The organism is Halopseudomonas oceani, from assembly GCF_002903165.1.
GTDB classification, from domain to species: Bacteria; Pseudomonadota; Gammaproteobacteria; order Pseudomonadales; family Pseudomonadaceae; genus Halopseudomonas; species Halopseudomonas oceani.
Genome location: NZ_PPSK01000008.1, coordinates 64441 through 89044, shown reverse-complemented (window position 1 = coordinate 89044; position 24604 = coordinate 64441). Strand labels below are relative to the sequence as shown.

The 24604-nt window shown below is 59.3% G+C and carries 24 protein-coding genes and 1 pseudogene; 6 read left to right on the top strand and 19 right to left on the bottom strand.

The window, feature by feature from the left end; all coding sequences use genetic code 11:
* Positions 1-21 precede the first annotated feature (21 nt).
* The 7 genes and pseudogenes from C1949_RS10200 to pyrC form a co-directional block, all read right to left on the bottom strand.
* Positions 22-1221 (bottom strand): annotated as a pseudogene (locus C1949_RS10200) (NAD(P)/FAD-dependent oxidoreductase); the annotation flags it as partial.
* Positions 1222-1515: 294 nt separating this feature from the next.
* Positions 1516-2727: a nitrate/nitrite transporter gene (locus C1949_RS10195; RefSeq protein WP_104738378.1), complete on the bottom strand. Its 1212-nt coding sequence runs from the start codon at positions 2725-2727 to the stop codon at positions 1516-1518.
* Between the two features lie 187 nt (positions 2728-2914).
* Complete coding sequence (locus C1949_RS10190) at positions 2915-3343, bottom strand: universal stress protein (RefSeq protein WP_104738377.1); 429 nt, start codon at positions 3341-3343, stop codon at positions 2915-2917.
* Positions 3344-3353: 10 nt separating this feature from the next.
* Complete coding sequence (locus tag C1949_RS10185; RefSeq protein WP_104738376.1) at positions 3354-5936, bottom strand: TRAP transporter permease; 2583 nt, start codon at positions 5934-5936, stop codon at positions 3354-3356.
* A 188-nt stretch (positions 5937-6124) separates the two neighbouring features.
* A complete protein-coding gene (locus C1949_RS10180; protein WP_104738375.1) occupies positions 6125-7096 on the bottom strand; it encodes a TAXI family TRAP transporter solute-binding subunit in 972 nt (323 codons plus the stop codon).
* Between the two features lie 220 nt (positions 7097-7316).
* Complete coding sequence (gene rnt, locus C1949_RS10175; RefSeq protein ID WP_104738374.1) at positions 7317-7991, bottom strand: ribonuclease T; 675 nt, start codon at positions 7989-7991, stop codon at positions 7317-7319.
* Positions 7992-8024: 33 nt separating this feature from the next.
* Positions 8025-9059 (bottom strand): dihydroorotase, encoded by a 1035-nt coding sequence (gene pyrC, locus C1949_RS10170; protein ID WP_104738373.1) that lies wholly within the window; start codon positions 9057-9059, stop codon positions 8025-8027.
* 250 nt (positions 9060-9309) lie between these two features.
* Between pyrC and C1949_RS10165 the strand changes: the two genes are divergently transcribed.
* The 4 genes from C1949_RS10165 (at position 9310) to C1949_RS10150 (ending at position 12931) form a co-directional block, all read left to right on the top strand.
* Positions 9310-10158 (top strand): flagellar protein MotY, encoded by an 849-nt coding sequence (locus C1949_RS10165; RefSeq protein WP_146040311.1) that lies wholly within the window; start codon positions 9310-9312, stop codon positions 10156-10158.
* A gap of 119 nt (positions 10159-10277) precedes the next feature.
* Entirely contained in the window at positions 10278-11528 is a 1251-nt protein-coding gene (locus C1949_RS10160; protein ID WP_342352499.1) for an argininosuccinate synthase, read from the top strand.
* A 127-nt stretch (positions 11529-11655) separates the two neighbouring features.
* Complete coding sequence (gene gloA / locus C1949_RS10155; RefSeq protein WP_104738370.1) at positions 11656-12042, top strand: lactoylglutathione lyase; 387 nt, start codon at positions 11656-11658, stop codon at positions 12040-12042.
* 37 nt (positions 12043-12079) lie between these two features.
* A complete protein-coding gene (locus C1949_RS10150) occupies positions 12080-12931 on the top strand; it encodes a nitrate- and nitrite sensing domain-containing protein (RefSeq protein ID WP_104738369.1) in 852 nt (283 codons plus the stop codon).
* Here the strand turns inward: C1949_RS10150 and C1949_RS10145 are convergent.
* Positions 12918-14246, bottom strand: a complete 1329-nt coding sequence (locus tag C1949_RS10145; protein ID WP_104738368.1) for a deoxyguanosinetriphosphate triphosphohydrolase — start codon at positions 14244-14246, stop codon at positions 12918-12920. The two genes, C1949_RS10150 and C1949_RS10145, sit on opposite strands and share 14 nt — an antisense overlap.
* 113 nt (positions 14247-14359) lie before the next feature.
* Here C1949_RS10145 and C1949_RS10140 point away from each other — a divergent pair, with 113 nt between their 5' ends.
* Positions 14360-14611 (top strand): glutaredoxin family protein, encoded by a 252-nt coding sequence (locus C1949_RS10140; RefSeq protein ID WP_104738367.1) that lies wholly within the window; start codon positions 14360-14362, stop codon positions 14609-14611.
* Between the two features lie 3 nt (positions 14612-14614).
* Positions 14615-15067: a YcgN family cysteine cluster protein gene (locus tag C1949_RS10135; protein WP_104738366.1), complete on the top strand. Its 453-nt coding sequence runs from the start codon at positions 14615-14617 to the stop codon at positions 15065-15067.
* Here C1949_RS10135 and C1949_RS10130 read toward each other — a convergent pair.
* From C1949_RS10130 to rsxA, 11 genes are all read right to left on the bottom strand, one after another.
* On the bottom strand, positions 15064-15807 hold the full coding sequence (locus C1949_RS10130) for an MlaA family lipoprotein (protein ID WP_104738432.1): 744 nt from the start codon (positions 15805-15807) through the stop codon (positions 15064-15066). The two genes, C1949_RS10135 and C1949_RS10130, sit on opposite strands and share 4 nt — an antisense overlap.
* A gap of 32 nt (positions 15808-15839) precedes the next feature.
* Positions 15840-17090: a serine/threonine protein kinase gene (locus C1949_RS10125; protein ID WP_104738365.1), complete on the bottom strand. Its 1251-nt coding sequence runs from the start codon at positions 17088-17090 to the stop codon at positions 15840-15842.
* A gap of 136 nt (positions 17091-17226) precedes the next feature.
* Positions 17227-17442 (bottom strand): DUF2061 domain-containing protein, encoded by a 216-nt coding sequence (locus C1949_RS10120; RefSeq protein WP_104738364.1) that lies wholly within the window; start codon positions 17440-17442, stop codon positions 17227-17229.
* A 160-nt stretch (positions 17443-17602) separates the two neighbouring features.
* Entirely contained in the window at positions 17603-17782 is a 180-nt protein-coding gene (locus tag C1949_RS10115; RefSeq protein WP_088274291.1) for a PA3496 family putative envelope integrity protein, read from the bottom strand.
* Positions 17783-17926: 144 nt separating this feature from the next.
* The gene (nth, locus tag C1949_RS10110) at positions 17927-18562 is read right to left on the bottom strand and encodes an endonuclease III (RefSeq protein WP_104738363.1); all 636 of its coding nucleotides are present in this window, start codon (positions 18560-18562) and stop codon (positions 17927-17929) included.
* A 17-nt stretch (positions 18563-18579) separates the two neighbouring features.
* Positions 18580-19296, bottom strand: a complete 717-nt coding sequence (locus C1949_RS10105) for an electron transport complex subunit E (RefSeq protein ID WP_104738362.1) — start codon at positions 19294-19296, stop codon at positions 18580-18582.
* A 3-nt stretch (positions 19297-19299) separates the two neighbouring features.
* Positions 19300-19938, bottom strand: a complete 639-nt coding sequence (gene rsxG, locus C1949_RS10100) for an electron transport complex subunit RsxG (protein ID WP_104738361.1) — start codon at positions 19936-19938, stop codon at positions 19300-19302.
* Positions 19939-19941: 3 nt separating this feature from the next.
* On the bottom strand, positions 19942-21009 hold the full coding sequence (rsxD, locus tag C1949_RS10095) for an electron transport complex subunit RsxD (RefSeq protein WP_104738360.1): 1068 nt from the start codon (positions 21007-21009) through the stop codon (positions 19942-19944).
* Positions 21009-23378 (bottom strand): electron transport complex subunit RsxC, encoded by a 2370-nt coding sequence (gene rsxC, locus C1949_RS10090; protein ID WP_104738359.1) that lies wholly within the window; start codon positions 23376-23378, stop codon positions 21009-21011. The genes rsxD and rsxC overlap by 1 nt, the downstream gene beginning before the upstream one ends.
* The gene (gene rsxB, locus C1949_RS10085) at positions 23378-23959 is read right to left on the bottom strand and encodes an electron transport complex subunit RsxB (protein WP_104738358.1); all 582 of its coding nucleotides are present in this window, start codon (positions 23957-23959) and stop codon (positions 23378-23380) included. Before rsxB ends, rsxC begins: the two co-directional genes overlap by 1 nt.
* A gap of 2 nt (positions 23960-23961) precedes the next feature.
* On the bottom strand, positions 23962-24546 hold the full coding sequence (gene rsxA / locus C1949_RS10080) for an electron transport complex subunit RsxA (protein ID WP_092288309.1): 585 nt from the start codon (positions 24544-24546) through the stop codon (positions 23962-23964).
* Positions 24547-24604 lie beyond the last annotated feature (58 nt).

Genomic DNA, 24604 nt, shown 5'->3' with positions numbered 1-24604 from the left:
CTGCGTCTGGCTGGCAAAGGCCTCGCCGAACATCAGCAGCTGACGAATAGCGCGGATGTCGTAGCCTTCACGTACCAGCCCGACGTACCAGGCGCTGTCGCTGGTGTCGCCATAGAAGCAGGCGCCGATCAGGCGGTTGTTACGAATAACCAGCTTGCGGTAGCTGCCGGCGACGGGGTTGCTCAGGCTGATGATCTCGCAGTGCGAGTCGCCCATGAAGTCGCCAGCGGAAAACAGGTCGATACCGGTGACTTTCAGCTTGGTTGAGGTTACCGAGCCGAGGTAGCGACCGAAGCCCAGCATCGCCAGGTGGTTGGCGCACACCTTGGCTTGTTCGTATAGCGGTGCGACCAGACCGTAGGCAACGCCACGGTGACTGGCGCATTCGCCAATGGCATACACGCGCGGATCAAAGGTTTGCAGGGTGTCATCGACCAGAATACCGCGCTCGCAGGCCAGTCCGGCCTCTGCTGCCAGACTTATGTTTGGGCGGATGCCTGCGGCCATCACGACCAGTTCAGCCGGCACCTCGCGACCGTCCTCGCAGCGCACGGCGCGGACTCGACCGCTGTTGTCACCCAGTAGTTGGTCGGTATGCGCCTGCAGCTCGAACCGGATGCCGCGGGATTCAAGGGCCTGCTGCAGCAGGGCGCCGGCGGTGGCGTCGAGTTGTCGGTCCAGCAGCCACTTGCCAACGTGCAGCACGGTGACTTGCATCCCGCGCTGGGCAAGGCCGTTGGCGGCTTCAAGCCCGAGCAGGCCGCCACCGATGACCACGGCGTGGTGGCGGGTCTGAGCGGCATCCATCATAGCCTGGGTGTGGGCAATGTCGCGGTAGCCGATCACACCGTCCAGAGTGTTGCCGGGTACCGGGAGGATAAAGGGGCTGGAGCCGGTGGCCAGCAGCAGGCGGTCGTACTCGGCGCTGCTGCCATCGGCGGCGATGACGCGGCGTGCAGCGCGATCGATGCGCACTACCGGGTTGCCCAGATGCAGCGTGATCCCGTGACGGCGGTACCAGTCCAGATCGTTGAGCACGATGTCGTCAAAGTCCTGTTCGCCGGCCAGTACCGGTGACAGCATGATGCGGTTGTAGTTAGGGTGCGGTTCTGCGCCGAATACCGTGATGTCGTAGAGATCGGGTGCCAGCTTGAGCAGCTCTTCCAGCGTGCGGATGCCGGCCATGCCGTTGCCAATCAGTACCAGTTTCAGTTTGTGCATCACCCCTGCGCTCCGTGTTGCGCTGCAAAAACAAAAAAGGCGTCCCAACCGTTTGCACGGTGGGGACGCCTTTGTCCGATCCTGTTCTTGCAGGAGACAGGCTACCTGACGAGGTGGCCTGCTATGTAGTTACTCTCTGATATTCCCAAAGCAGATAGTGTGCCAAAGGATCATATCTATATTTTTCATTGGGTTATGCTTTGAACTTGAACTGATTCTCATGATTTGATGCACCGGCATGCGGCGTACTGCACCGCGACAGGGCGCATGCGATTCAGTAGGCGTTTCAGGGAATCAGATTCGGGCGGCGCTGTTGGCAGGTGCGCCCCAGGTGGTGCGCCAGCGACGCTTTACGATCAACAGTCCTGCCAAGGCAAGCAAAGCAAGGAGCGCGAATAGCCACAGTCCGAACTGGTAATCGCCGGTATGCTGCTTGATAGCGCCAAGACCAGCGGCAAGGATAAAACCACCCACTCCTCCAGCCATACCGATCAGTCCGGTCATTACACCGATTTCGGCGAAGAAGCGCTGCGGTACCAGCTGAAATACCGCGCCGTTCCCGGTACCCAGGCCAAGCATGGCAATCACAAACAACACCAGTGCTACCAGGGAACTCGACAGGTTGAAACCGACAACGGCGATGCACGCCGACGCAATCGCATACATGATCAGCAGCGAGCGGATTCCACCGATACGATCAGCCAGCGCACCGCCGAGCGGACGCATCAAGCTGCCGGCCGTGACGCAGGCAGCGGTATAGTAGCCTGCGGTGACTGGGTTGAGGTCGTATTGATCGCTGAAATAGCCGGGCAGGGCGCTGGCCAGACCGATAAAGCCGCCGAAGGTAATGCTGTAGAAAAACATGAACCACCAGCTGTCTACGTCCTGCAGGGCTTGCGCGTAATCGCTGAGCGCCTTGGGTGTCGGGCGACTGGGAGCATTACGTGCTAGCAGCACAAACAAAAGCAGGGTGATGGTAAGCGGAATGAGGGCCAGCCCGAAGACGTTCTGCCAGCCGAACAGATAGGCTAGTCCGGGCGCAAACAGAGCTGCCAGCACAGTACCGGAATTGCCTGCGCCGGCAATGCCCATGGCCTTGCCCTGATGTTCTGGTGGATACCACTGTGACGCCAGCGGCAGAGCGACCGCAAACGAGGCGCCGGCAAAGCCGAGCCCCAGCCCGAGCAGCAACGTGTGCTGGTAGCTGCTTACGCCGAGTAGCCACGCGAGCAGCAGCGAACTAATGACAATTATCTGTCCAATGATGCCTGCGGTTTTGGGCGATAGCCGATCCGCCAGAAACCCCAGCAGCAAGCGAAGCAGCGCACCCGCCAGAATCGGAGTGGCAACCATGATGCCCCGTTGTTGCGCGCTGAGCTGCAGATCGGTGGCAATTTGCACTGCCAGAGGGCCGAGCAGATACCAGACCATGAAGCTGAGATCGAAGTAAAGAAAGGCGGAAAACAGCGTGGGTGTGTGGCCAGCTTTCCAGAAACTGGTGTTCATTCAGTCTTCCTTTAGGCGCTATCAGACTCAGGTTGCAACAAATTTGGTTAGTTGGGCGCATAAAAAACGTCGCCCCATACGCGAAAGTGATTCGGCTTGGGAGCGACGCCTTTGTCGGATAACGCCATCCCTTTCAACTGCTAACGGGAAGGCAGGCAGAATACATGCCAGCGGCCGGGGGCAATGCTCAGCGAATGATCATTACCGACCGCTTGGATTGCTGAACAACGCGCAAAGCGTTGGTGCCCAGTAGGTAGTCTTCCAGTCGCTTGCGTTTGTGCGAAGCCATGACAATCAGATCGACATCGAGCTTGCGTGCGACCCGCAGGATTGCTTCATAGGCTTTGCCGTCGGCGACGATCCGTTGCACCTTGACGCCCTTGGGGACGTGCTCGGCGACGAAGGCTTTCAAACCATCGCTGATGGTTTTCTTGGCCTGATCGGCGTACTCCCGGGGGAAGAAACCGCCCACCAGTGGCATCCCGAAGTCGGGTACCACGGTAACGATATGTAGCGACGCCTGATAGGTCTGACACAGGTTCAGCGCGGTGGGCAGTGCCTTGTCCCAGGATTGCTTGTGGTTCAGGTCAACAGGCAACAGAATCTTGTTGTACATGGTCACTCCCTTATGCGCTTGCGGCGGCAGGACGCCGACGCCATTGCAGGCCCATTACCAGCAAAAATACCCCTATTGCCGGAATCCACATCCACTCCTTGGCCCAGCGATCAACCGGGGCAAGAATTTCGACAATTTCCTGGTCAAACTCGAAGCCGAGTTCTGCAGCCGGACTGCCATAGGTCACCATGTCAACCAAGGTGCGATCACCGTCCTGCATCAGCATCAGGCCAAGCTTGTCGAGCCGCTCAGCGCCGTCAGCCCCTTCAGGTACCGGAACGAGGACAAAGAAGGTGCGCGGCTGACCGATGTCGTCTTGGCCTGAGACCTGAATGCGCAGGTTGCTGCCCTTGTCCAGGCGCTCGAGGGATTGCTCCAGCTGGGTTGGCGGAATGGAGCGATAAGGATCGTGCACCATGTCCATCCAGAAGCCAGGGCGGAACAGGGTAAAGGCAACGAGCAGCAGCAACAGGCTTTCGTACCAACGGCTTTTCACCACCAGCCAGCCTTGGGTGGCTGCGGCGAAAATAAGCATCGCGACGGTTGCAACGCAGAAGATGATGATCCCATGCAGCCAGTCCACGTCGATCAGCAGTAGGTCGGTGTTGAAGATGAACAGAAAAGGTAGTGCCGCCGTGCGCAGGCTGTAATAGAACGCCTGAAACCCGGTTCGGATGGGATCTCCGCCCGACACTGCGGCAGCGGCAAAGGAAGCAAGGCCGACGGGTGGGGTAACGTCAGCCATAATGCCGAAGTAGAACACGAACAGGTGCACGGCGATCAGCGGGACCAGCAGTCCACTTTCCTGGCCCAGCGTAACGATAACCGGCGCCAACAGGGCGGAAACGACGATGTAGTTGGCGGTGGTTGGCAGCCCCATGCCAAGAATCAGGCTGAGTACTGCGGTCAGCAGCAACATCAGCATCAGGTTGCCCATCGACAGAATTTCGACCAGATCTGCCAGTACCAGCCCAACCCCGGTCTGGGAGACTGCACCGACGATAATGCCAGCGGTTGCCGTGGCAATGCCGATTCCGATCATATTGCGGGCACCGGCTACCAGGCCCTGCCAGAGCTCATCGAACCCCTGACGCACCGCACTGCCGGTATTGCCTTCGCCACGGAATGCTGCCATCAGGGGGCGCTGGGTGAGCATGATGACAATCATTAATATGGTCGCCCAGAAGGCAGACAGCCCTGGCGAAAGATGCTCAACCATGAGACACCAGATCAGCACGATCACCGGGAGGATGAAATGCAGCCCGGACATGACGGTGGGACGGGTCTGCGGCAGGTGAACGACCGGGGAGTTGGGGTCATCCAGCTCCAGCTCGGGATAGCGCGAGCCGATCTTCAGTAGCCCGACGTATACAACGGCCAGCGCGCCGGCGATCACCCAGCTGGCGGCGTCTCCTAATGCTGGCTTGAGCCAGCCAAGGCCGTAATAGACCGCGAACGAGAGGGCCATCAACAGCAGAAGGCCGGTAAGGAAGCCGATGATCTTGCGCAGTAGCGGACGTGGCGGGTTGCTGCTCTGCAGGCCCTGCATGCCAGCCTTGACCGCTTCGAGGTGCACGATGTAGATCAGCGCGATATAGGAAATCAGCGCCGGCAAAAAGGCGTGTTTGATCACCTCGACATAGGAAATACCGACATACTCGACCATCAAGAACGCCGCGGCGCCCATGACCGGTGGCATGATCTGGCCGTTGACCGAGGAGGCCACTTCGACGGCGCCGGCCTTTTCGGCAGAGAAGCCCACACGTTTCATCATCGGAATGGTAAACGTGCCGGTAGTGACGGTGTTGGCAATCGACGACCCGGAGATCAGGCCGGTCATGCCGGAAGCGACGACAGCCGCTTTTGCCGGGCCGCCGCGGTAATGACCCAGCAGGGAGAACGCAACCTTGATGAAATAGTTGCCGGCTCCGGCCTTATCCAGTAGCGAACCGAATAGAACGAATAGAAAGACGAAACTGGTGGAAACGCCAAGGGCAATGCCAAATACACCCTGAGCGGTAAGCCACTGATGGTTGGTCAGTGCTTCCAGACTGACCCCGCGGTGGGCAAGGATGCCCGGCATATAGGGACCGGCTACCGAGTAGATGATAAAGACCAGCGCGACGATCATCAGCGGTGGACCGAGCGCCCGGCGGGTGGCTTCCAAAAGCAGAACCAGGCCGGTCACCGCGACTATCACGTCCTGGGTTGTCGGTCTGCCGGGCCGTTCTGCCAGCTCGGCGTAAAAAAGAAAAAGATACGCGGCACAAAAGGCGGCAATCAGCGCCAGAATCCAGTCGACGACCGGGATGTATTCTCGGGGGGAGCGTTTGAACGCGGGATATGCCATGAAGCCGAGAAACACGGCAAAGGCCAAATGAATGGAGCGCGCCTCGGTACTGTTGAAAACCCCAAAGCCGACCAGAAAGGGCAGTGGCGAGGCAATCCAAAGCTGAAACAGCGACCAGATGGCGGCAATACTCATCAGCAAATTACGGGCCGCACCAGTGGGTTTTCGGGCACCGGTGTCACTGGTTGCTACCAGATCCTCAAGTTCGCTGTTGAGTTCGTTGGCGTCGCTTGGTTGGCTCATGGCTGCGCGCTGCTCCTTTGCGTTTTGATTGTGTTGTGGCAAGCAGGTTGCCTGCGCGGCGTGTCTGTGGGCGCCGCGATAAGCACGAGGTCTTGTGGACGCTCGTCCAAGGCTGCCGAAATGGCGGCAGCAAAGTAATCGAGTTGCTGAAAGCAGACGGGCCACCCCTGAGGGTGGCCCGTTTTGCGTTACATCCAGCCGCGTTCTTTGTAGTAGCGGATTGCGCCTTCATGCAGCGGAGCAGAGAGGCCATCCTTGATCATCTCTTCTTCCTTGAGGGTCGCAAACGCGGGGTGCAGGCGCTTGAACCGGTCGAAGTTCTCGAATACCGCCTTGACTGTCTGATAGACGGTTTCGGCGTCAGTGGCGGTCGAAGCCACTAGGGTGGCACGCACCCCGAAGGTTTCGGTGTCCGCATCATTGCCACGGTACAGGCCGCCGGGAATGATCGCCTTGGCGTAGTAAGGACGTTCGCTGATCAGCTGATCAATTTCGGGACCGGACACGGAAACCAGATTGGCATCAACAGTGGTGGTTGCTTCCTGGATCGAGCCATTCGGGTGGCCAACGACGTAGACCATTGCATCGATGTTGTTGTCGCCCAGGGCCGCGGCCTGCTCTGCCGCATCCAGCGCGGAGGCCAGCGCGAAGTCATCCACCGTCCAGCCCAGGGCTTCCATCACCACGTCCATGGTGTCACGCTGACCGGAACCCGGGTTGCCGATATTGACGCGCTTGCCCTTGAGGTCCTTGACGCCAGCAATGTTGGCATCGTTGCGGGCAACGATGGTCAGTGGCTCGCCGTGCAGGGCGAACAGCGCACGCATGTCGGTGAAAGCGCCGTCGGCCTCGAAGCTCTGGATGCCTTCATAGGCCTTGTATTGGATGTCTGACTGCACTACGCCCATGTTCATCTCACCGCCACGAATGGCGTTGACGTTGGCGACCGAGCCGCCGCTGGACGGGGCGTTGCAGCGAATGCCATGTTCGGCAGAATTGCGATTGAGCAGGCGGCAAACTGACTGGCCTACCACGTAGTAGACGCCTGTCTGGCCACCGGTACCGATGGTGACAAAGGTCTCTGCGACAGCGGGCGTGGCGCTGAGAGAGGCATACCCAATAGTGGCCGAAAACAGCAGGGCAAGGGATTTGCGCATCATGTGAAATAGCTCCTTTTTCTGATTGTCAGTGGCTGCTGCCATCGTACAGCTAGCCAGTGTGGGAGGCCCGATCCCGCTTCAGGGCCGAACACGTTTACCTTTTGCAGTGTAGTGGATGAATTCAGTTTCATCAGGACGATAACCGCAGTGTCGCGGTCGGGCAAGCCTGCAACAGAAGCAACAACCCGGCCATTGGGCCGGGTTGTCAGGTGGGAAGGAGTTACTCGACGGGAGGCCAGCCGCCCATCTCTCGCCAGCGATTGACGATGGTACAGAACAGGTCTGCGGTCTTTTCGGTGTCGTAGCGTGCGGAATGGGCCTCGCGGCCGTCAAAGTCGATACCGGCAGCGCTGCAGGCCTTTGCCAGCACTGTTTGACCGTAGGCCAGCCCGCCCAGGGTGGCAGTATCAAAACAGGAAAACGGATGAAACGGGTTACGCTTGATCTGGGTACGCTCAACTGCTGCGTTGAGAAAGCCGAGGTCGAAGAACGCGTTGTGCCCGACCAGCACGGCCCGTTTGCAGCCAGCTGACTTCACAGCCTTGCGGATCTGCTTGAAGATCTCGGTCAGCGCATGTTCTTCAGTGACAGCCTGGCGCAGCGGGTGATCGAGCTTGATGCCGGTGAACTCCAGCGCAGCTTGCTCGATGTTGGCACCCTCAAAGGGTTCAATTCGGAAGAAACTGGTGTGATCCGGGTAAACCAGACCGTCTTCATCCATATTGATGGTCGTCGCCGCTATTTCCAGCAGCGCATCAGTGGCGGCGTTGAAACCACCGGTTTCAACGTCAATGACCACCGGTAGAAAGCCGCGAAAGCGGTAGGCCAGCGGTGACTTGGTCTTGCCGCTGGGCGTGGCGTCCTGTTCTTCGCCATCAAAGTCAAACTCGCTCACGAAATATCCCTTGCTGTCGATGGGTAGATAGGATCAGACCAGGCGCCAGCGAATCTGTTCGCCGGCACGCAGTGGAACGATGCATTGATCGCCGAAGGGCAGTTGCTCGGGGACGGTCCAGCTGTCTCGCTCAAGTGTGATGCGATCGGTGTTGCGTGGCAAACCGTAGAAGTCCGGGCCGTGGAGGCTGGCAAAACCTTCCAGCTTGTCCAGTGCGCCAAGTTCATCGAAGGTTTCGGCGTACAACTCAATTGCGGCGTGGGCGGTATAGCAGCCGGCGCAGCCGCAGGCGGCTTCCTTCGCGTGGCGGGCGTGCGGCGCCGAATCGGTGCCAAGGAAGAACTTGCTGGAGCCTGAAACTACGGCATCACGCAGGGCTTGCTGGTGAGTCTGACGCTTGAGTACCGGTAGACAGAACAGGTGCGGGCGAATGCCGCCAACCAACATGTGATTGCGGTTGAACATCAGGTGATGAGCGGTGATCGTAGCGCCCACGTTGTCGGAGGCGTCCTGAACGAAGGCAACGGCATCCCCGGTGGTAATGTGCTCGAACACGACCTTGAGGGCGGGGAAACGCTCTACTACCTTAACCAGTTGCTGATCAATAAATGCCTTTTCACGGTCGAAGATGTCGACTTCGGCGTGGGTCACCTCACCGTGTACCAGCAGCAGCATGCCAACGTCAGCCATTGCCTCCAGCGCAGGGTAGATGTTCTCGAGTGCAGTAACGCCAGACTGGGAGTTGGTGGTCGCACCAGCCGGATACAGCTTGGCGGCGACAACCTGACCACTGGCGTGCGCCTGACGGACAATCTCGGGAGAGGTGTGGTCGGTTAGATACAGCACCATCAGCGGCTCGAAGTGTGACCCGGCAGGGCGTGCGGCAAGGATACGCTCGCGGTAGCCGGCGGCCTCGGCGGCATCACGAACCGGTGGCACCAGGTTGGGCATGATGATGGCGCGACCAAAGGAGCGCGCTGCATCTGGCACGGTGTGCTGCAGTACGGCACCGTCGCGCAGGTGAATGTGCCAGTCGTCCGGGCGGATGAGCGTCAGGCGGTCGGTCATGCGGGGGATTCCAGTCCAGATTTGATGCCGCAATGCTACCCCAATCGCCCCAGCTTTGACACTCCGCAGGTACTGCCGACTATTCGTGGCTGGCGGACGTCCATCGCCGCCAGCAGGTTGCAGTGCTGCGGATCGCCATCAGATGCATCTTTTTTCTGTCAGGGAATAAAGTTTTCCGATTGGCCGCCGATGAAGCAGGCAAGAGAAGTCAGCGTTCGCCCACCTGGTGGCGGCACATCTGGAGAGACGAGTGACACGAGCCCCTCTGGTCATGTTTGTCGGACTGTCAATGTCCGCTCAGGCAATGACCTTTCAGACCCGCATGGAAGACGTGCAGTGGCAGGTTGAAGGGGATCAGTTTGCCTGCCGTTTGAGTCAGTCCGTGGCGGGCTACGGGGAGGCGAGCTTCGTGCGTCGGGCGGGCGAACACCCCGAATTCGAACTCAAGGCTTGGGACAGTCCGATGCGTCCCGGTGCGGCACAGGTCTTTAACGATCCGCCGCCGTGGCGTCCCGGTACAGCCGCCCAACCGATTGGGCAGATTCAGGTCGGCGCCGGGACCTACACGATGATGGCTCCTTATGAACAGGCCGGCCGCATGCTGGCAGGGCTGGCTTCTGGTTTGCAGCCGACTATCATGCGCAGCAGCCAGGTAGGGGGCGATCAGGTTCGGGTGGTGGTTTCCAGTGTCGGATATCAGCAGGCAAGACGGGACTTTCAGTCCTGCATAAGCAAGTTGCTGCCAATCAGCGCGGCGCAGGCGGCGCAAAGTATCATCAGCTTTGGCTCGGGCGGGAGTAACCTGAGTGCCGACGCTAAAGCCAGACTCGATGCCATCCTGCAGTACATTAAGGCCGATGAGAGCCTCAGCGGCATCATCCTAGATGGGCACTCAGACAATCAGGGCAACCGCCTGGACAATCGCGAGCTATCTCGTCAGCGGGCGCTTGCCGTGCGTGACTATCTGACGGCCCAGGGGGTCGATGAAAACCTGTTCAGCATGCGTTTTCATGGCGACAGCTATCCGTTGGCGAGCAACCGCACTGAGGAAGGGCGCGCGACTAATCGCCGGGTCATGTTGCGGCTGCAGCACAACTGACGCACAGCCTACCATTCAACCGTATCGAAACCGCATCAGACCCTAAAGTTGCGGGTCTCTCCCCTGTGAATCCTGCCACTCTGGCGCTAGAATAGCGGCTTTCGCCGATTCCCCACGGGGTGGCGTTTCAGTCTTGCTTAAGGGAGCACGTAATGGCAGAAGTCAACAAAGTCGTCCTGGCCTATTCCGGCGGTCTGGATACCTCGGTCATTCTCAAGTGGCTGCAGGAAACCTACAACTGCGAAGTGGTCACCTTCACTGCCGACCTAGGTCAGGGTGAGGAAGTAGAACCTGCACGCGCCAAGGCTCAGGCCATGGGCGTCAAGGAAATCTACATCGACGACCTGCGCGAAGAGTTTGTTCGTGACTTCGTGTTCCCGATGTTCCGCGCCAACACTGTTTACGAAGGTGAGTACCTGCTGGGTACCTCCATCGCTCGCCCGCTGATTGCCAAACGCCTGATTGAGATCGCCAACGAAACCGGCGGTGATGCCATTTCCCACGGCGCGACTGGCAAGGGTAATGACCAGGTGCGTTTCGAACTGGGTGCTTACGCGCTCAAACCGGGTGTGAAGGTGATTGCTCCCTGGCGCGAGTGGGATCTGCTGTCGCGCGAGAAACTGATGGATTACGCCGAGAAGCACGGCATTCCGATTGAGCGTCACGGCAAGAAGAAGTCTCCCTACTCGATGGATGCCAACCTGCTGCACATCTCCTATGAAGGTGGCGTGCTGGAAGACACCTGGACCGAGCACGAAGAAGACATGTGGCGCTGGACCGTCTCTCCGGAGAACGCACCTGACCAAGCCACGTATATTGAGCTGAGCTACCGCAACGGCGACATCGTCGCCATCGATGGCAAGGATATGACCCCGGCTGAAGTCCTGACCTACCTGAACAAGGTTGGCGGCGCCAATGGTATTGGTCGTCTGGATATCGTCGAAAACCGCTTCGTCGGCATGAAGTCCCGTGGCTGCTACGAAACCCCCGGCGGCACCATCATGCTGAAAGGTCACCGCGCCATCGAGTCCATCACCCTGGACCGTGAAGTTGCCCACCTGAAAGACAGCCTGATGCCGAAGTACGCTGAGCTGATCTACAACGGTTTCTGGTGGAGCCCGGAGCGCGTCATGCTGCAACAGATGATCGATGCGTCCCAGCTGAACGTGAACGGCGTAGTTCGCCTCAAGCTGTACAAGGGCAACGTCATCGTGGTCGGTCGCAAGTCTGACGACTCGCTGTTTGACGCCAATATCGCCACCTTTGAAGACGATGCCGGTGCCTACGACCAGGCCGATGCGGCAGGCTTTATCAAGCTGAACGCACTGCGCATGCGCATTGCTGCTGGCAAGGGCCGCAAGCTGCTCTGATCGGCGCTACGAGGTGTCTGAATGACGCCCGGCGAAAGCGATTTCGCCGGGCGTTTTCGTTTATCTATTGCTAGCGATAGTGCTTAACCGGTAGCTTTGACTGCATCGACACGCAAGGGTAGCGATCATGCGAATTCTGCACACCATGCTCCGGGTCGGAGATCTCGAAAAGTCCATCGCCTTTTACACCGAGGTGCTTGGCATGACCCTGCTGCGCCGCAAGGACTACCCTGAGGGGCGCTTCACCAACGTATTCGTCGGGTACGGCAATGAGGCCGAGCATACGGCGCTTGAGCTGACCTGGAACTGGGACACCGCCGCCTACGACCTGGGCACCGGTTACGGGCATATTGCGATCGAAGTACATGACGTCTACCTTGCTTGTGAACAGATCAAACAGGCAGGCGGGAAGGTAGTGCGCGAGGCCGGGCCAATGAAACACGGAACCCGGGTACTGGCGTTTGTTGAAGATCCCGACGGATATCGAATCGAACTATTGTCTGCGGGGGCATGATTTAGCGCAGTTGCTATGCCGTCATGGAGGGCAGGGGATGGCAGCGGTATTTGGAGCAATCGTTGTGCTGGTGCTCGCCGTCTGGTTCGGTATGCGACGGCTGCAGCAACGCAGGAGGTGTGCGGCACTGCATCTTGCTGTCTCACAGATACGTCTGTTGCGCCAGTTGATCGAGCAGGTCCAGCGTCACCGAGGGCTCCTGTATGGCGTATTGTCTGGCGAAGGCAGTCTGGAGGCACGTCGTTGGTCGGTAAATCAGCAAGTGAACCAGCTGCTGGAGACCTGTCGCTTGCACCAGCCAACGCTGCATTGGTACGGCACCTGGCATGCGGTACTGGCGTGCTGGGCCCAGCTGGAGGAGGGTGACGACCAGGCCGACCCCGAGCAAATGCTGCTCGCGCATAACGAAATGGTTCGCAACCTGTTGGCGACCGTGGCGGCGCTCGCTGACCGCTACGATCTGGTTTGCCTTGGCCGGCTCGCGCCGCAGTCGGAAGGGTTGTGGCTGGAGCTGTTGCGCAACACCGAGCTGGTCGGGCAGTCCCGGGCTATTGGTACCGGCATAGTCGCCAATCGACAAAATCTGCAGGTATGGCGAGCACAGCTTGCAGCTTTGAGTTCGCAAATCCGTGAGATGTGTTACGCGGCGCTGGCGCGTCTGGCGTCTGATCCAGAATTGCGGGGGCTGGTCAGTCAGCCAGTGCGAGCCGCGGAGGATTCGCTCGACGTCCTGCTGGAGCGAATCCGTGAGCTACTGGAACAGCAGCCTGATCCGGGCTTCAGTTCCATCGACTACTTCCAAACGGCCACCCAGGCCTTGAGCGCCCAGCTGCTGCTGGTAGACATTCTGCTAGCGCGGCTGGAGACGCGCGCACTCAGTTGCGACTGATACCTCGAATTTGCGCCGCCATTTCGGCTGCGTAGAGGTCGGTCATACCGGCAATAAAGTCCAGTACGCGCAGATAGCTGCGGTAGGGAGGCCAGTCCGCTTGCGGGATGGTATGGCCCAACAGGTCCAGGATGCGCTGGTGTTTGAAGCTCAGATTCTGACCGGCGTGCAGCTCGTTGACCGCACCACAGAATGCATCGAGCAAGGTTTCCAGTGTGCTGTAGGCGCCGATTTCGTGCAGCGTCTTGCGCTTGTCCTGAAAAATCCGCTTGCGGGCCATTTGCTTGGCATCAAGCACGCAGCGTCGGGCGGCGCCATGCATGTGCTCGACCAGGTCTCCTTCAAGTTCACCGGCGAGCAGGGCAGGCTGTTGATCAATGAAGGCCTGGGCTGCGGCATTGACCAGATGCTCGATGGCTTTGCCGCGCAGAATCGCCAGGCGACGGCGCTGAGAGTCCTGTGGCCCCAGCTGTCGATAGGTTTCAGGCAGGTCGTCGCCCACCAGGTCAAGTAGCACGCGCTCAACTTCAGCGTAGGCGAGCAGGTCCATTTCCAGTCCGTCTTCCAGGTCGATCAGCCCGTAACAGATATCGTCCGCCGCCTCGACCAGATAGACCAGTGGGTGGCGACTAAAGCGCTGGTCATCCTGGGCGGGCAGCCCCAGCTTCTCGGCTATCTGCTTCAGCAGGGGGTATTCGGCCTGGTAGCAACCAAACTTGTTCTTCTTATAACCCAGTGTGTCGGCATGTCGAGCCGTCCAGGGATATTTGAGATAGGCCCCGAGGGTCGCGTAGGTCAGGCGCATCCCCCCTTCAGCCTGGTGGTACTCAATTTGGGTAAGGACCCGAAAGCCCTGCGCATTGCCTTCGAAGTGGAGAAAATCGTTGCGTTCGGCGTCGCTTAGCGGGTCAAGCAGGCCACGCCCGGCTGCCTGTCTGAACCAGTGGCGAATGGCGTCTTCACCGGAGTGCCCGTACGGTGGATTGCCTATATCGTGGGCGAGGCACGCAGCCTGAACAATGACACCCAGATCGGCTGGCTGGCACCATTCTGGCAACTGCCCGCGCAGCATTTCGCCGACTCGCATGCCCAGCGATCGGCCAACGCAGCCAACCTCCAGGCTATGGGTCAGACGGGTGTGGATGTGGTCGTTACTGGATACCGGATGGACCTGGGTTTTCTTACCCAGCCGGCGGAAGGCGCCGGAAAAAATGACGCGGTCATGATCCTTGTGAAAGGGCGTGCGGCCCAGTTCCTCATCGCTGGTAAAGGTCTTACCCAGCCGCTCGCGGCACAACAGTGTTTCCCAATCCATAGAGCTCTCCCGGGACGATGTAGTGAGTATGTTGGATGCGCAGGAGGCTGCCAAGTCGGCAGACCGGGGCAAACAAGGTAGAATGCGCGTTTTCCCAGTCTTGACGCGTACCTATGATCCAGCTCAGTCTTTATGGCACCCTCGGATGCCACCTCTGTGATGCAGCCCTTGCCGAGCTGGCGCCGTTGGCCTCCAGCGTGCAGGTCAGCCAGGTTGATATTGCGGACAGCGATGAACTCATGGCGCGCTACCAACTGCGCATACCCGTGCTGCAACGCGCTGATACCGACGCCGAACTGGATTGGCCGTTTGATCTGGCGACTCTGATGGACTGGCTGGCTGACTGCTTGCGAGAGGAGGCCTGAGTCATGGCGATGCGAGTTGAACCCTTCTGGAAACGCAAAACGCTGGATGAGCTGGATCAGGACGAGTGGGAGTCGCTGTGTGACGGCTGTGGTCTGTGTTGTTTGCAGAAACTGGAAGATGAAGACGAGCCCCAGGCGATTTACTACACCCGCATTGCCTGCAAGCTTCTGGATCTGAAGACCTGTCGCTGCAGTGATTATCCCGATCGCCGGCAGTTTGTGCCTGACTGCATTCAGCTGACCCCAGGCAAGGCACAGGATTTCGCCTGGTTGCCACCCAGCTGTGGTTATCGCCTGGTCGCCGAGAGGGAGGATTTGCCACCGTGGCACCATCTGGTGTGCGGTGATCGTAACGCTGTTCACGCCGCCGGCATCTCCCAGTCGGGTCAGATGCTGGCCGAAGGCAGCGTGCCTGACGAAGACTGGGAAGATCACATTATCTTTCGCGTTGGCTAGTTGTCGATCTCGAATTCCCGCAGTTTGGTATACAGGTAGCGCACTTGGTCATACTCGAACGGGCTGTCCAATGCGCCGTAGCGGAAGGGTGTCTGGTAGCGTAGATCGATTGCCCACACCCCCCAGGTGGCCTGGTAGTTATTCATCAGGTCCCGGTTGTGCATGTAGTTAACGTAGTCTTCTAAGACCCAGTCAACCGCGCGGCCAGTCCCGTCGCGCAGGCTGGACGGGCCAAGGAACGGGATAACCAGGTACGGTCCGGGCGGCACCCCCCACACCCCGAGTGTTTGCCCGAAATCCTCATCCTGCTGCGGCAAGCCCATTTTCTGCGCTACATCAAAGATGCCAGCCAGACCGAAAATGCTGTTGAACAGCAGCCGAGCTGTCGTTTGTCCGCTACGCTTGAACTTGCCCTGCAGCAAGCTGTTTCCAAGATTAGGTATGTCCTGCAGGTTATTGAAAACGTTAGATACGCCTGTCCGCACAGGGGAAGGCGTGGCCCACACATAGGTGCGCACTACCGGCAGATATACATACTGATCGAACTGGGCGTTGAAGCGATAGATGCGACGGTTCAGACCCTCAATCGGATCCTGTACGTTAAGGGCGCGCAGGCTGGAACGTTCAAACTGATAACGGTTCTCGCGCGCGTCGATATCCAGCTCCAGCAGTGGGTCCTGATACGCTGGTACGCCCAATTCAAATTCCTGTGCGAAGGTCTCACCCGCCAGCAGGGTCATGCTCAGCGTTGCGGTACTGATAAGCTGTCTGATCACTGGTCATCCCCCGCCAAAAATTGCAGATAACGCTCGGCAACCGGCTCGTAGTCCAGATTGCCGCCGTGCCCTCCAGTGGGGTACAGATAGGCACGATCGCCGAAGGTGTCAGCGAGAAAGTAGTAGTCGTCACGAGTCAGAATCAGTTCGCTTGCGTTGCTTACCGCAGCGATGTTGGGGTTGTCCCTGAGAAAGCTCTGGATATGGTGGAGACTGGTTTGTTCCGCCATCTGCTCAAGCGTGCCGCCAGCGTTGCGGCGCTGCCAACTGGGCAACAACTCGGTGTCAACGTAGCAGCTGAAGTCACAGAACAGGGCGCGTCGCAGGTAAGGCGTCAGCGAGGTGCTTACCTTGAGGTCTTCGTCAGCTGGCGCGTAACGCCCGCCGCCATTGATCAGGTCACTCATGAAGTTCATGTCGGCAGCAGAGAAGCGAAACACCGCACCGATCAGCATTGCCAGTTCGGCGTCGTTCAGCACCTCTGGCGAGTTCTGGATTTCTTCGAACAAGCTGGTCTGAATATCGGCGTTGCCACGATTGGCAAAGTGGCGAGACAGTTTCTGGAAGATGTGCTCGTAGAAACTGTCGTTATCGCTCACCCCGGCTACCCGGGTGTAGGACAATTCATCCATCCGTCCGACCGAGGCATAGAGGTCAACGGGTGGGTTCAGCAGCAGGACCCGTTCAAAGTGGAATTGCCCCAGATGGCTATCGAGCTCAGCGACGAAGGCTGCATGCAATGCCCCCAGACTGAATCCGGCTAGGCGATAGCCGGTGACCTTGAAGCCCAATTCAGACTGCGCCTTTTGCAACGCCATGCTCATTGCCGTATGCAGGTCTCGTGCATCGTCTTCTGCGATGCCGGGCCGGCCGCTGCGCGAGGCAGCCGCAATAAAGTCGTGGTTGGACGGGGAGGAAAGCACGATGACATGCATGCCTGCCTGCCAGAACAGACGCTTTAGATAGTCCATACGGGTGCTGTCGTAGCCTGAACCGGTTCCGGCGATAAGGAAAATCAGTGGTGCTGGACCATCGTGCCAGGCAACCCGGTAATGGAGGTCACGGTACTGAGACAGGGCAGGCGGCAGGTGCCGCTCAGGGAGCACTCGCACCTGCAGGTCGGTTTGTTGTACGTCAACTTCATCGGGTACCGGTGCGCGCAATCGCTCGGGAGTGCCGGTAACCGTTGCCATGAACGGGTTGGCAACCGGATAGTCGTAAGGCGCGGCATGCGCGGAAAGGGTCATGCATGTGAGCAGACCGGAGAGCAGTGATAGCGTTCTGGTAAACCGGCGCAAGCTGATTCTCTTCCTGAGGGACACTGGAGATTTAACCTCAATTTGTCTGCAAAGTTCCTTTTATTTATCGGCTGGTGTGCCCGAATCAAGCAGAAAAAGGAGACAGCATAGGGTTCTGGTCGGCGTGTCGGCGGCGCTCCAGCCGGTTCCAGAGTTTCTCATGGAAATAGAATGCCACGGTATTGATGGCCGGCTCGATCAGCGCGACTGCGCCACCAACCATGACGCTGCCGGTCAGCAGGTACACCACGCCGAAGGCGATGGAAAAGTGCATGCAAGCGAAGGTGATGGTCTTGGTCATGGCAGTACCCCGAAACACACGTCATGAAAGTCATTAGTCAGTGTGGTCAGGATAGTCAGACCTGATCAATTAATAAATCGAATTTGTTTAATTGCGCTGATAGAAAAGGATGATTTTGGCGGAGAAAAAGCGCAGGACGGCGCCTGCGCCTCCATGGACGTCAGTCGAAATCAAAGTCGCTGAGTTCCCGTTGCAGACGGCGCTCTTCCAGATAGTTGTCGATCAAGCGACGCTTGGTCAGGCTACTTTTGGAAATGGGCGCACTGTCGGTATCGGGGGTGTCATCGTCTTCGATGAATTCGTCGTCGTCCAGTTCGATATCTGATTTGGCTTGGCTCATGACTCAACTCCACGCTGAACATGTCATTTGCGCACCTTATAAACGCAGATACGGATTTGCGGAAATAGATTTTTTCAATTGAATTTGACGAAAAAACGCAGTGTGTTTTCACTGCGTTAGCGGAGGCCGGATCGCGCGCCGCGTTCAGTCAGATGTCTTGTGCTTGTAGTCGCACAGATCTTCGATTCGACAGCTGCCGCATTGTGGCGTTCTGGCCTTGCAGACGTAGCGTCCGTGCAGAATCAGCCAGTGGTGGGCATCGACCAGAAACTCCTTGGGGACGTGTTTGAGCAGCTTCTTTTCGACCTCAAGGACGTTTTTGCCGGGCGCAATGCCGGTGCGGTTGCTGACCCGGAAAATATGCGTGTCCACCGCCATGGTTGGTTGACCAAAGGCCGTGTTGAGCACTACGTTGGCGGTCTTGCGGCCGACGCCGGGCAGGGCTTCGAGTGCCTCGCGGGTTTCCGGCACCTGGCTGTCGTGTTCTTCGATCAGAATCTTGCAGGCGGCAATGACGTTGCGAGCCTTGCTGTTGAACAGGCCGATGGTCTTGATGTACTCGCTGAGGCCGTCTACGCCAAGGGCGTAAATGGCTTCGGGCGTATTGGCAACCGGGAACAGCTTTGCGGTGGCCTTGTTGACGCCGACATCAGTCGCCTGGGCTGACAGGGTTACCGCGACCAGCAACTCGAACGGCGAAGTGAAGTTCAGCTCGGTGGTAGGGTGCGGATTGTCTTCGCGCAGGCGGCGAAAGATTTCGTAGCGTTTTTCCTTGTTCATCGTTGCCTTGGCTGACCTTAGCTGATGGTGCCGGTAACACGGACCCGCTTGCTGCCAGCGGCTGCCGGTTTGACTTCGCGTGCTGCCGCGCGCTCCTTGATCTTGGCGTCGATCAGGTTCTTGAGGGCGATCAGCAGCCCCATGAACAGGAAGGCGCCCGGCGGAAGAATGACGAACAGCACGTCCTTGTAGTTGGGGAATACGACCAGCTTCCAGTCTGCGGCAATTGGGCCGAGCAGCAGGTCCATGCCGGCAAACAGCGTGCCGTGGCCGATCAGTTCGCGCAGGCCACCTAGCACGATCAGCACCAAGGTAAAGCCCAAGCCCATCATGAAACCGTCGACCGCCGACGGCAGTAGCGGGTTCTTCGACGCAAAAGCATCGGCCCGACCGAGAATCACACAGTTGGTGACGATCAGCGGAATAAAAATGCCCAGGATCTGGTACAGCTCATAGGTGAAGGCCTGCATCAGCAGTTCGATACAGGTGGTGAGCGCGGCGATAATCATGACGAAGGCGGGCAGGCGCACGGCGTCGGTCACTGCGCTGCGAATCAGCGATACCGCAAGGTTCGAACCGGTCAACACCAGTATGGTGGCGAGACCGAGGCCAAGTGCGTTGACCACGGAGCTACTGACACCCAGCAACGGGCAAAGCCCGAGCAGCTGAACCAGGCCTGGGTTATTGTGCCAGAGGCCGTCAGCGGTGATCTCGGAGAGCGTCTTGGTCGCCATGGATTACTCCTCGCCGAGCTGCAGCAAGCTGGCTCGATGTTCGTCGAAATAGTTAAGTGCCTGATAGACCGCCTTGACCACCGCGCGTGGGGTAATAGTCGCGCCGGCGAACTGATCAAACTGCCCGCCGTCCTTTTTTACCGCCCATTGCTCAGGTATCGGCATGCTTAGACTCTTGCCGTTGAAGTCCAAAACCCACTGGCTCTTAGTGGTGTCGATGCGGTCGCCCAGGCCCGGCGTTTCCCGGTGGTTGACGCTGCGCACGCCAGCGATGCTGCCATCCGCGTTGATTCCCACCAGCAGCTCGATGCGGCCACTGTAGCCGTCAGGCGCGACCACCGGCAGGATCACGGCGCTGACAGCACCGTCATTGCGCGCTCGGTAGGCGTCTTGCGTACTAGTCAGGCTCAGATACTGGCGGTCGTCTATGGTAAAACTGTCGGCCAGCAGATCGTTGTCGTGCTGATCGTGGGGAATGATCTCGTTCAGTGCGCTGAGCTGAACCCGGCGCTGGGCTTCACTGATACGCTCTGCGGTACCTTGCTGGGTGATGGCGATCATACCTACGGTAGCCATGGCGAACAGACCGAGAATCAGGCTGTTACGCAGTATCGAGCTGCGGGTGGTAGTCGGGTTTTCCATGGCTCAGTCCACCTTGCCCATGCCGCGTTTGGCCTTGCGGTGACCATAGGTGCGCGGCGTGCTGTAGTAGTCGATGGTCGGTGCCGCCAGATTCATCAGCAGCACAGCGAAGGCCACGGCGTCGGGGTAGCCACCCCAGGCGCGGATCACATAGACCATGATCCCTACGCCAGCACCGAAAATCAGCCGACCTTGTTTGCTGGTGGCACCAGACACGGGGTCGGTAATGATGAAGAAGGCACCGAGCATGGCCGCGCCGCTGAACAGGTGGAACAGCGGCGAGCCGTTGGAATCGGAACCGCTGCCATTCCAGAACAGCAGGCTCATTACTACCAGCGCTGCCAGCATGCCAACTGGGGCATGCCAGCTGTAAATGCGCTTGTACAGCAGTACCAGGCCACCGAGCAGGTAGGCGACGTTGACCCATTCCCAGCCGTAACCGGCAAATTGGCCAAAGGCCGGGTTGGCTGCCTGCAACTCGGTCATGGTCAAACTGTTGTTGGTCTTGACCGCATCGAGTGCGGTGGCCAGTGTCCAGCCGTCGATCTCACTGCTGACCGGCAGGAAAATACGGCTCAGGCCGTCGAGCAAGCCCAGGGTCGCATGCACGTCAGGCATCACCGCTTCAATGCCACGCCAGGCTGGCCAGCTAGTCATCTCCACCGGAAAGGAGATCAGCACCACCACGTAGCCCAGCATCGCCGGATTGAACGGGTTCTGCCCGAGGCCGCCATACAGCTGTTTGCCAAATACGATGGCAAAGCTGACCGCAATCAGCGTCAGCCACCAGGGCGCATAGGGAGGTAGTGCCAACGCCAGCAGCCAGGCGGTGACAAGGGCGCTGCCGTCACGCAGGTAGAAGCCGATAGGGCGCTTGCGGATAGCCAGGATGAGTGATTCGACCAGCAGGGCGACCACGCTGGCGTAGACGATGTTGATCAGCGTGCCGAAACCGTAGAACCAGGTCAGCACCGCGATGCCGGGCAGCGTCGCACCGAGTACCCAGAGCATGATGGTCTGGGTATGGTTGTTACCCTTGGCGTGCGGTGAAGTCATGCGTACCAGCGCCATCAGTTGGTCTCCTTGCTGGCCATGTAGTCGGCGAACGCCTTGGCGGCGACATCCAGCGCGGCGCGGCGAGTAGCCAACGCCTGTTCGGCGGCTGCGGTATCGGTACCCGCTTCGGTAGCTTCTTTGAGCTCACGCTCGGCGCGCTTGAAGTCCGCCTTAGTGGTAGCCAGGTTGGTTTTCAGCTCGCGCAACTGCTCGTCAATCGGCTTTTTGTCGACCCGTTGGCGGTCCGGCGGTGGAATCGGGCTGTTGTTTTCTGCGTCGTGCAAAGCTTTTTCTGCTGCGCTGAGCGCCTGTTGCTGAGTTGCCAGCTGAGCCTGCAGAGCGGAATCCTCCGGGTTCTCGGCCAGAGCGCGTTCGGTTTTCCTGGCAGCTGCGCGGGCCATCGCCAGATCCAGCTTGGCCTGTTTCAGCTTTTCATCGACCGGTTTTTTTGCGGTTGCAGCTGCCGGAACGCGCGCCTCTGCAGCTTCCGCCTGCTCGCGCAATTTGGCAATTTCGGCTTGCTGCTCGTCGCTGGGGCTATCGCCAGCCGCACGTTCGGCCTTTTTGAGCGCTGCGCGCAGCATGGCGGCTTCAATCTTAAGTTTCTTGGCGTCGTCTTCACCGGCTGCCTGTGGCGCGGCAGCGGCCGGTTGGCTGCTGACGTCACCCTGGGCCTTATCGAAGGCCTCCTGCGCGTCACGTGCGGCCTGTTCCAGTTGCGGAATCTGCGCCTGCAGGTCTGCGTTATCCGGGTTGGCGGTGAGCTGCTTCTGAGCTTTTTTCAGCGCCATCTGCGCGGTGGCCGCGGCGATCTTCAGCTGCTTCTGCTCCGGTGTCAGACCACCTGCCTTTGGCACAGGCGCGTCTGGGGAGGGTGACGCAGCGCCGCCTTCTGCCTGCTTGGCAGCCTCTGCTTCCTTCGCCGCTTTCAGGTGCGCGGCTTTTTCGGCGCGGGCTATACGGTCGCGTTCCTTCTGCTCGGCTTCGCGCTGCAGACGTTCCTGGCGGTGCTCGAAACGTTGACGGGAATGGTCTGCCTTGTGCTGCTGGAGGTCGAGTGCGCGAATCTCTGACTTGGCCGCGCGGTAGTATTGCACCAGAGGAATGCTGCTTGGGCAGACGTAGGAGCACGCGCCGCACTCGATGCAGTCAAACAGGTGCTGGCGTTTGAGTTGATCGTAGTCCTTGCCCAGGGCAAAGAAGTGCAGCTGCTGCGGCAGCAGGCTGGCTGGGCAGGCCTCGGCGCATAGACCACAACGGATGCACGGTTGGGCGGGGGGCGGTGGCGGCAGTTCTGCCTTGCTACCGGCCAGCAGGCAGTTGGTGGTCTTGACGATGGGCGCGTCCAAGCTTTGCAGGGTAAACCCCATCATCGGCCCACCCATGACCAGTCGATAGAGCTTTTCGGGCTGCAAGCCGGCAAAGGTCAGAAGGTCCCGTATCGGCGTGCCGATCAGCGCTTCGACGTTGGTTGGATGACTAAGCGCCTCGCCGGTCACAGTTGTAATGCGTTTGATCAAGGGCTGCCCCAGCAGCACGGCGTCGTGGATCGCCAGCAGGGTGCCGACGTTCTGACAAACCATGCCAAGATCGGCTGGCAGACCGCCACTGGGTACTTCCTTGCCGGTCAGAATCTGAATCAGCTGTTTCTCGCCACCGGACGGGTATTTGGTCGGAAACACCATGACCTGCATGGCCCGCGCGCCAACGGCGGCACGCATGGCCTCGATCGCTTCGGGCTTGTTGTCCTCAATGCCGATCAACACCTGCTCCGGCCGCAGGATGTGCATCAGCACCTCGATGCCAATGACAATCTGTTCCGCGTGGTAGCGCATGGCGCTGTCGTCAGCGGTAATGTACGGCTCGCACTCGGTCCCGTTGATGATCAGCGTGTGGATCTTCTGCTCGGGGCGTGCAGTGAGCTTGACGGCGGTGGGAAAACCGGCGCCGCCAAGGCCGCTGATACCGGCGGCGCGAATGATGTCGAGTAGAGCAGCCGGCTCCAGTGCACTGAAGTCACTGATCGGGTCAAGTTCGCACCAGCGGTCCTCACCGTCTGCCTCAATACGGATGGCCCATTCTTCCAGGCCGGAGGCGTGCGGGTAAGGCGCAGGCCCAATGGCGGTAACCGTACCCGACGTTGGCGCATGCAGCGGACAGCTGACGAACCCGCTGGCCTCGGCAATCAACTGCCCCTTGAGCACCTTATCGCCGACGGCGACGCACGGCTCGGCGCGGGCGCCGAGGTGCTGCTGCAATGGCACGATCAGCTGTTTTGGCAGCGGCAGGGTTTCGATGCCGTGGCTGAGTGACTGGAGCTTGTTCTCTTCCGGATGGATGCCGCCGGGGATGTCCCAGATACGGATAGGGCTGGCTGCGGTCATCAGGCGGCCCCTCGGCTGGCGTCGGTGGCAATCAGGGCTGAGCTGGGTAGCGGAAAATCCCACTTCCAGTTCTGCGGTGTGGTCGGCAGGGGCAGCATGTCGATACAGTCAACCGGGCAGGGTTCTACACAAAGGTCGCAGCCGGTGCACTCATCAACAATGACGGTGTGCATCTGTTTGGCAGCGCCAAGAATGGCATCGACCGGGCAAGCCTGGATGCACTTGGTGCAGCCGATGCATTCGGCTTCGCGGATATAGGCAACCATGCGTGGCTTTTCTTCGCCGTGCTCGGAGTCCAGCGGCAGCGCCTCGACATCCAACAGGTCGGCCAGCGCCTGAATGGTGGATTCGCCACCGGGCGGGCACTTGTTGATCGGTTCACCGTTGGCGATGCCTTCGGCGTAGGGGCGGCAACCCGGATGGCCGCATTGGCCGCACTGGGTTTGCGGCAGCAGGTTGTTGATCTGATCAACGATGGGGTCGCCGTCGACCTTGAAGCGGACGGCGGCAAAGCCGAGCACCGCACCGAAAATCAGCGCCAGCCCCAGCAGGACGACAATGGCAGTAATGATCATCGACATGCTTACAACCTTATCAAGCCGGTGAAGCCCATGAACGCCAGCGACATCAGACCCGCCGTGATCATGCCGATGGCGGCGCCGCGGAATGGCGTAGGTACGTCGGCAATGGCGATGCGTTCACGCAGACCGGCGAACAGGATCAGAATCAGCGAGAAACCGATAGCCGCGCCGAGGCCATAGGTGGCAGATTTCATGAAGGTCTGTTCGGCGCGATTGGTGTTCAGCAGGGCGACGCCCAGTACCGCGCAGTTGGTGGTGATCAGCGGCAGGAAGATACCCAGCACCCGGTACAGTAGCGGGCTGGTCTTGTGGACGACCATTTCCGTGAACTGCACCACGACCGCGATGACCAGGATGAAGGAAATGGTGCGCAGAAACTCCAGGTCCAGCGGCACCAGAATGTACTGGAAGGTCAGATAGCTGAGGATGGAAGCCAACGTCAGCACGAAGGTAGTCGCAGCGGACATGCCGATCGCGGTTTCCAGCTTGCCGGAAACACCCATGAACGGACACAGTCCGAGGAACTGCACCAGGACGAAGTTGTTGACCAGTATGGTACTGACCAAAATGAGGGCAAATTCAGCCATGTAACCCAACCCCATGTACGGACCGGTCGCGCGCAGCTCTGCAGGCTGCTTCGTCGGT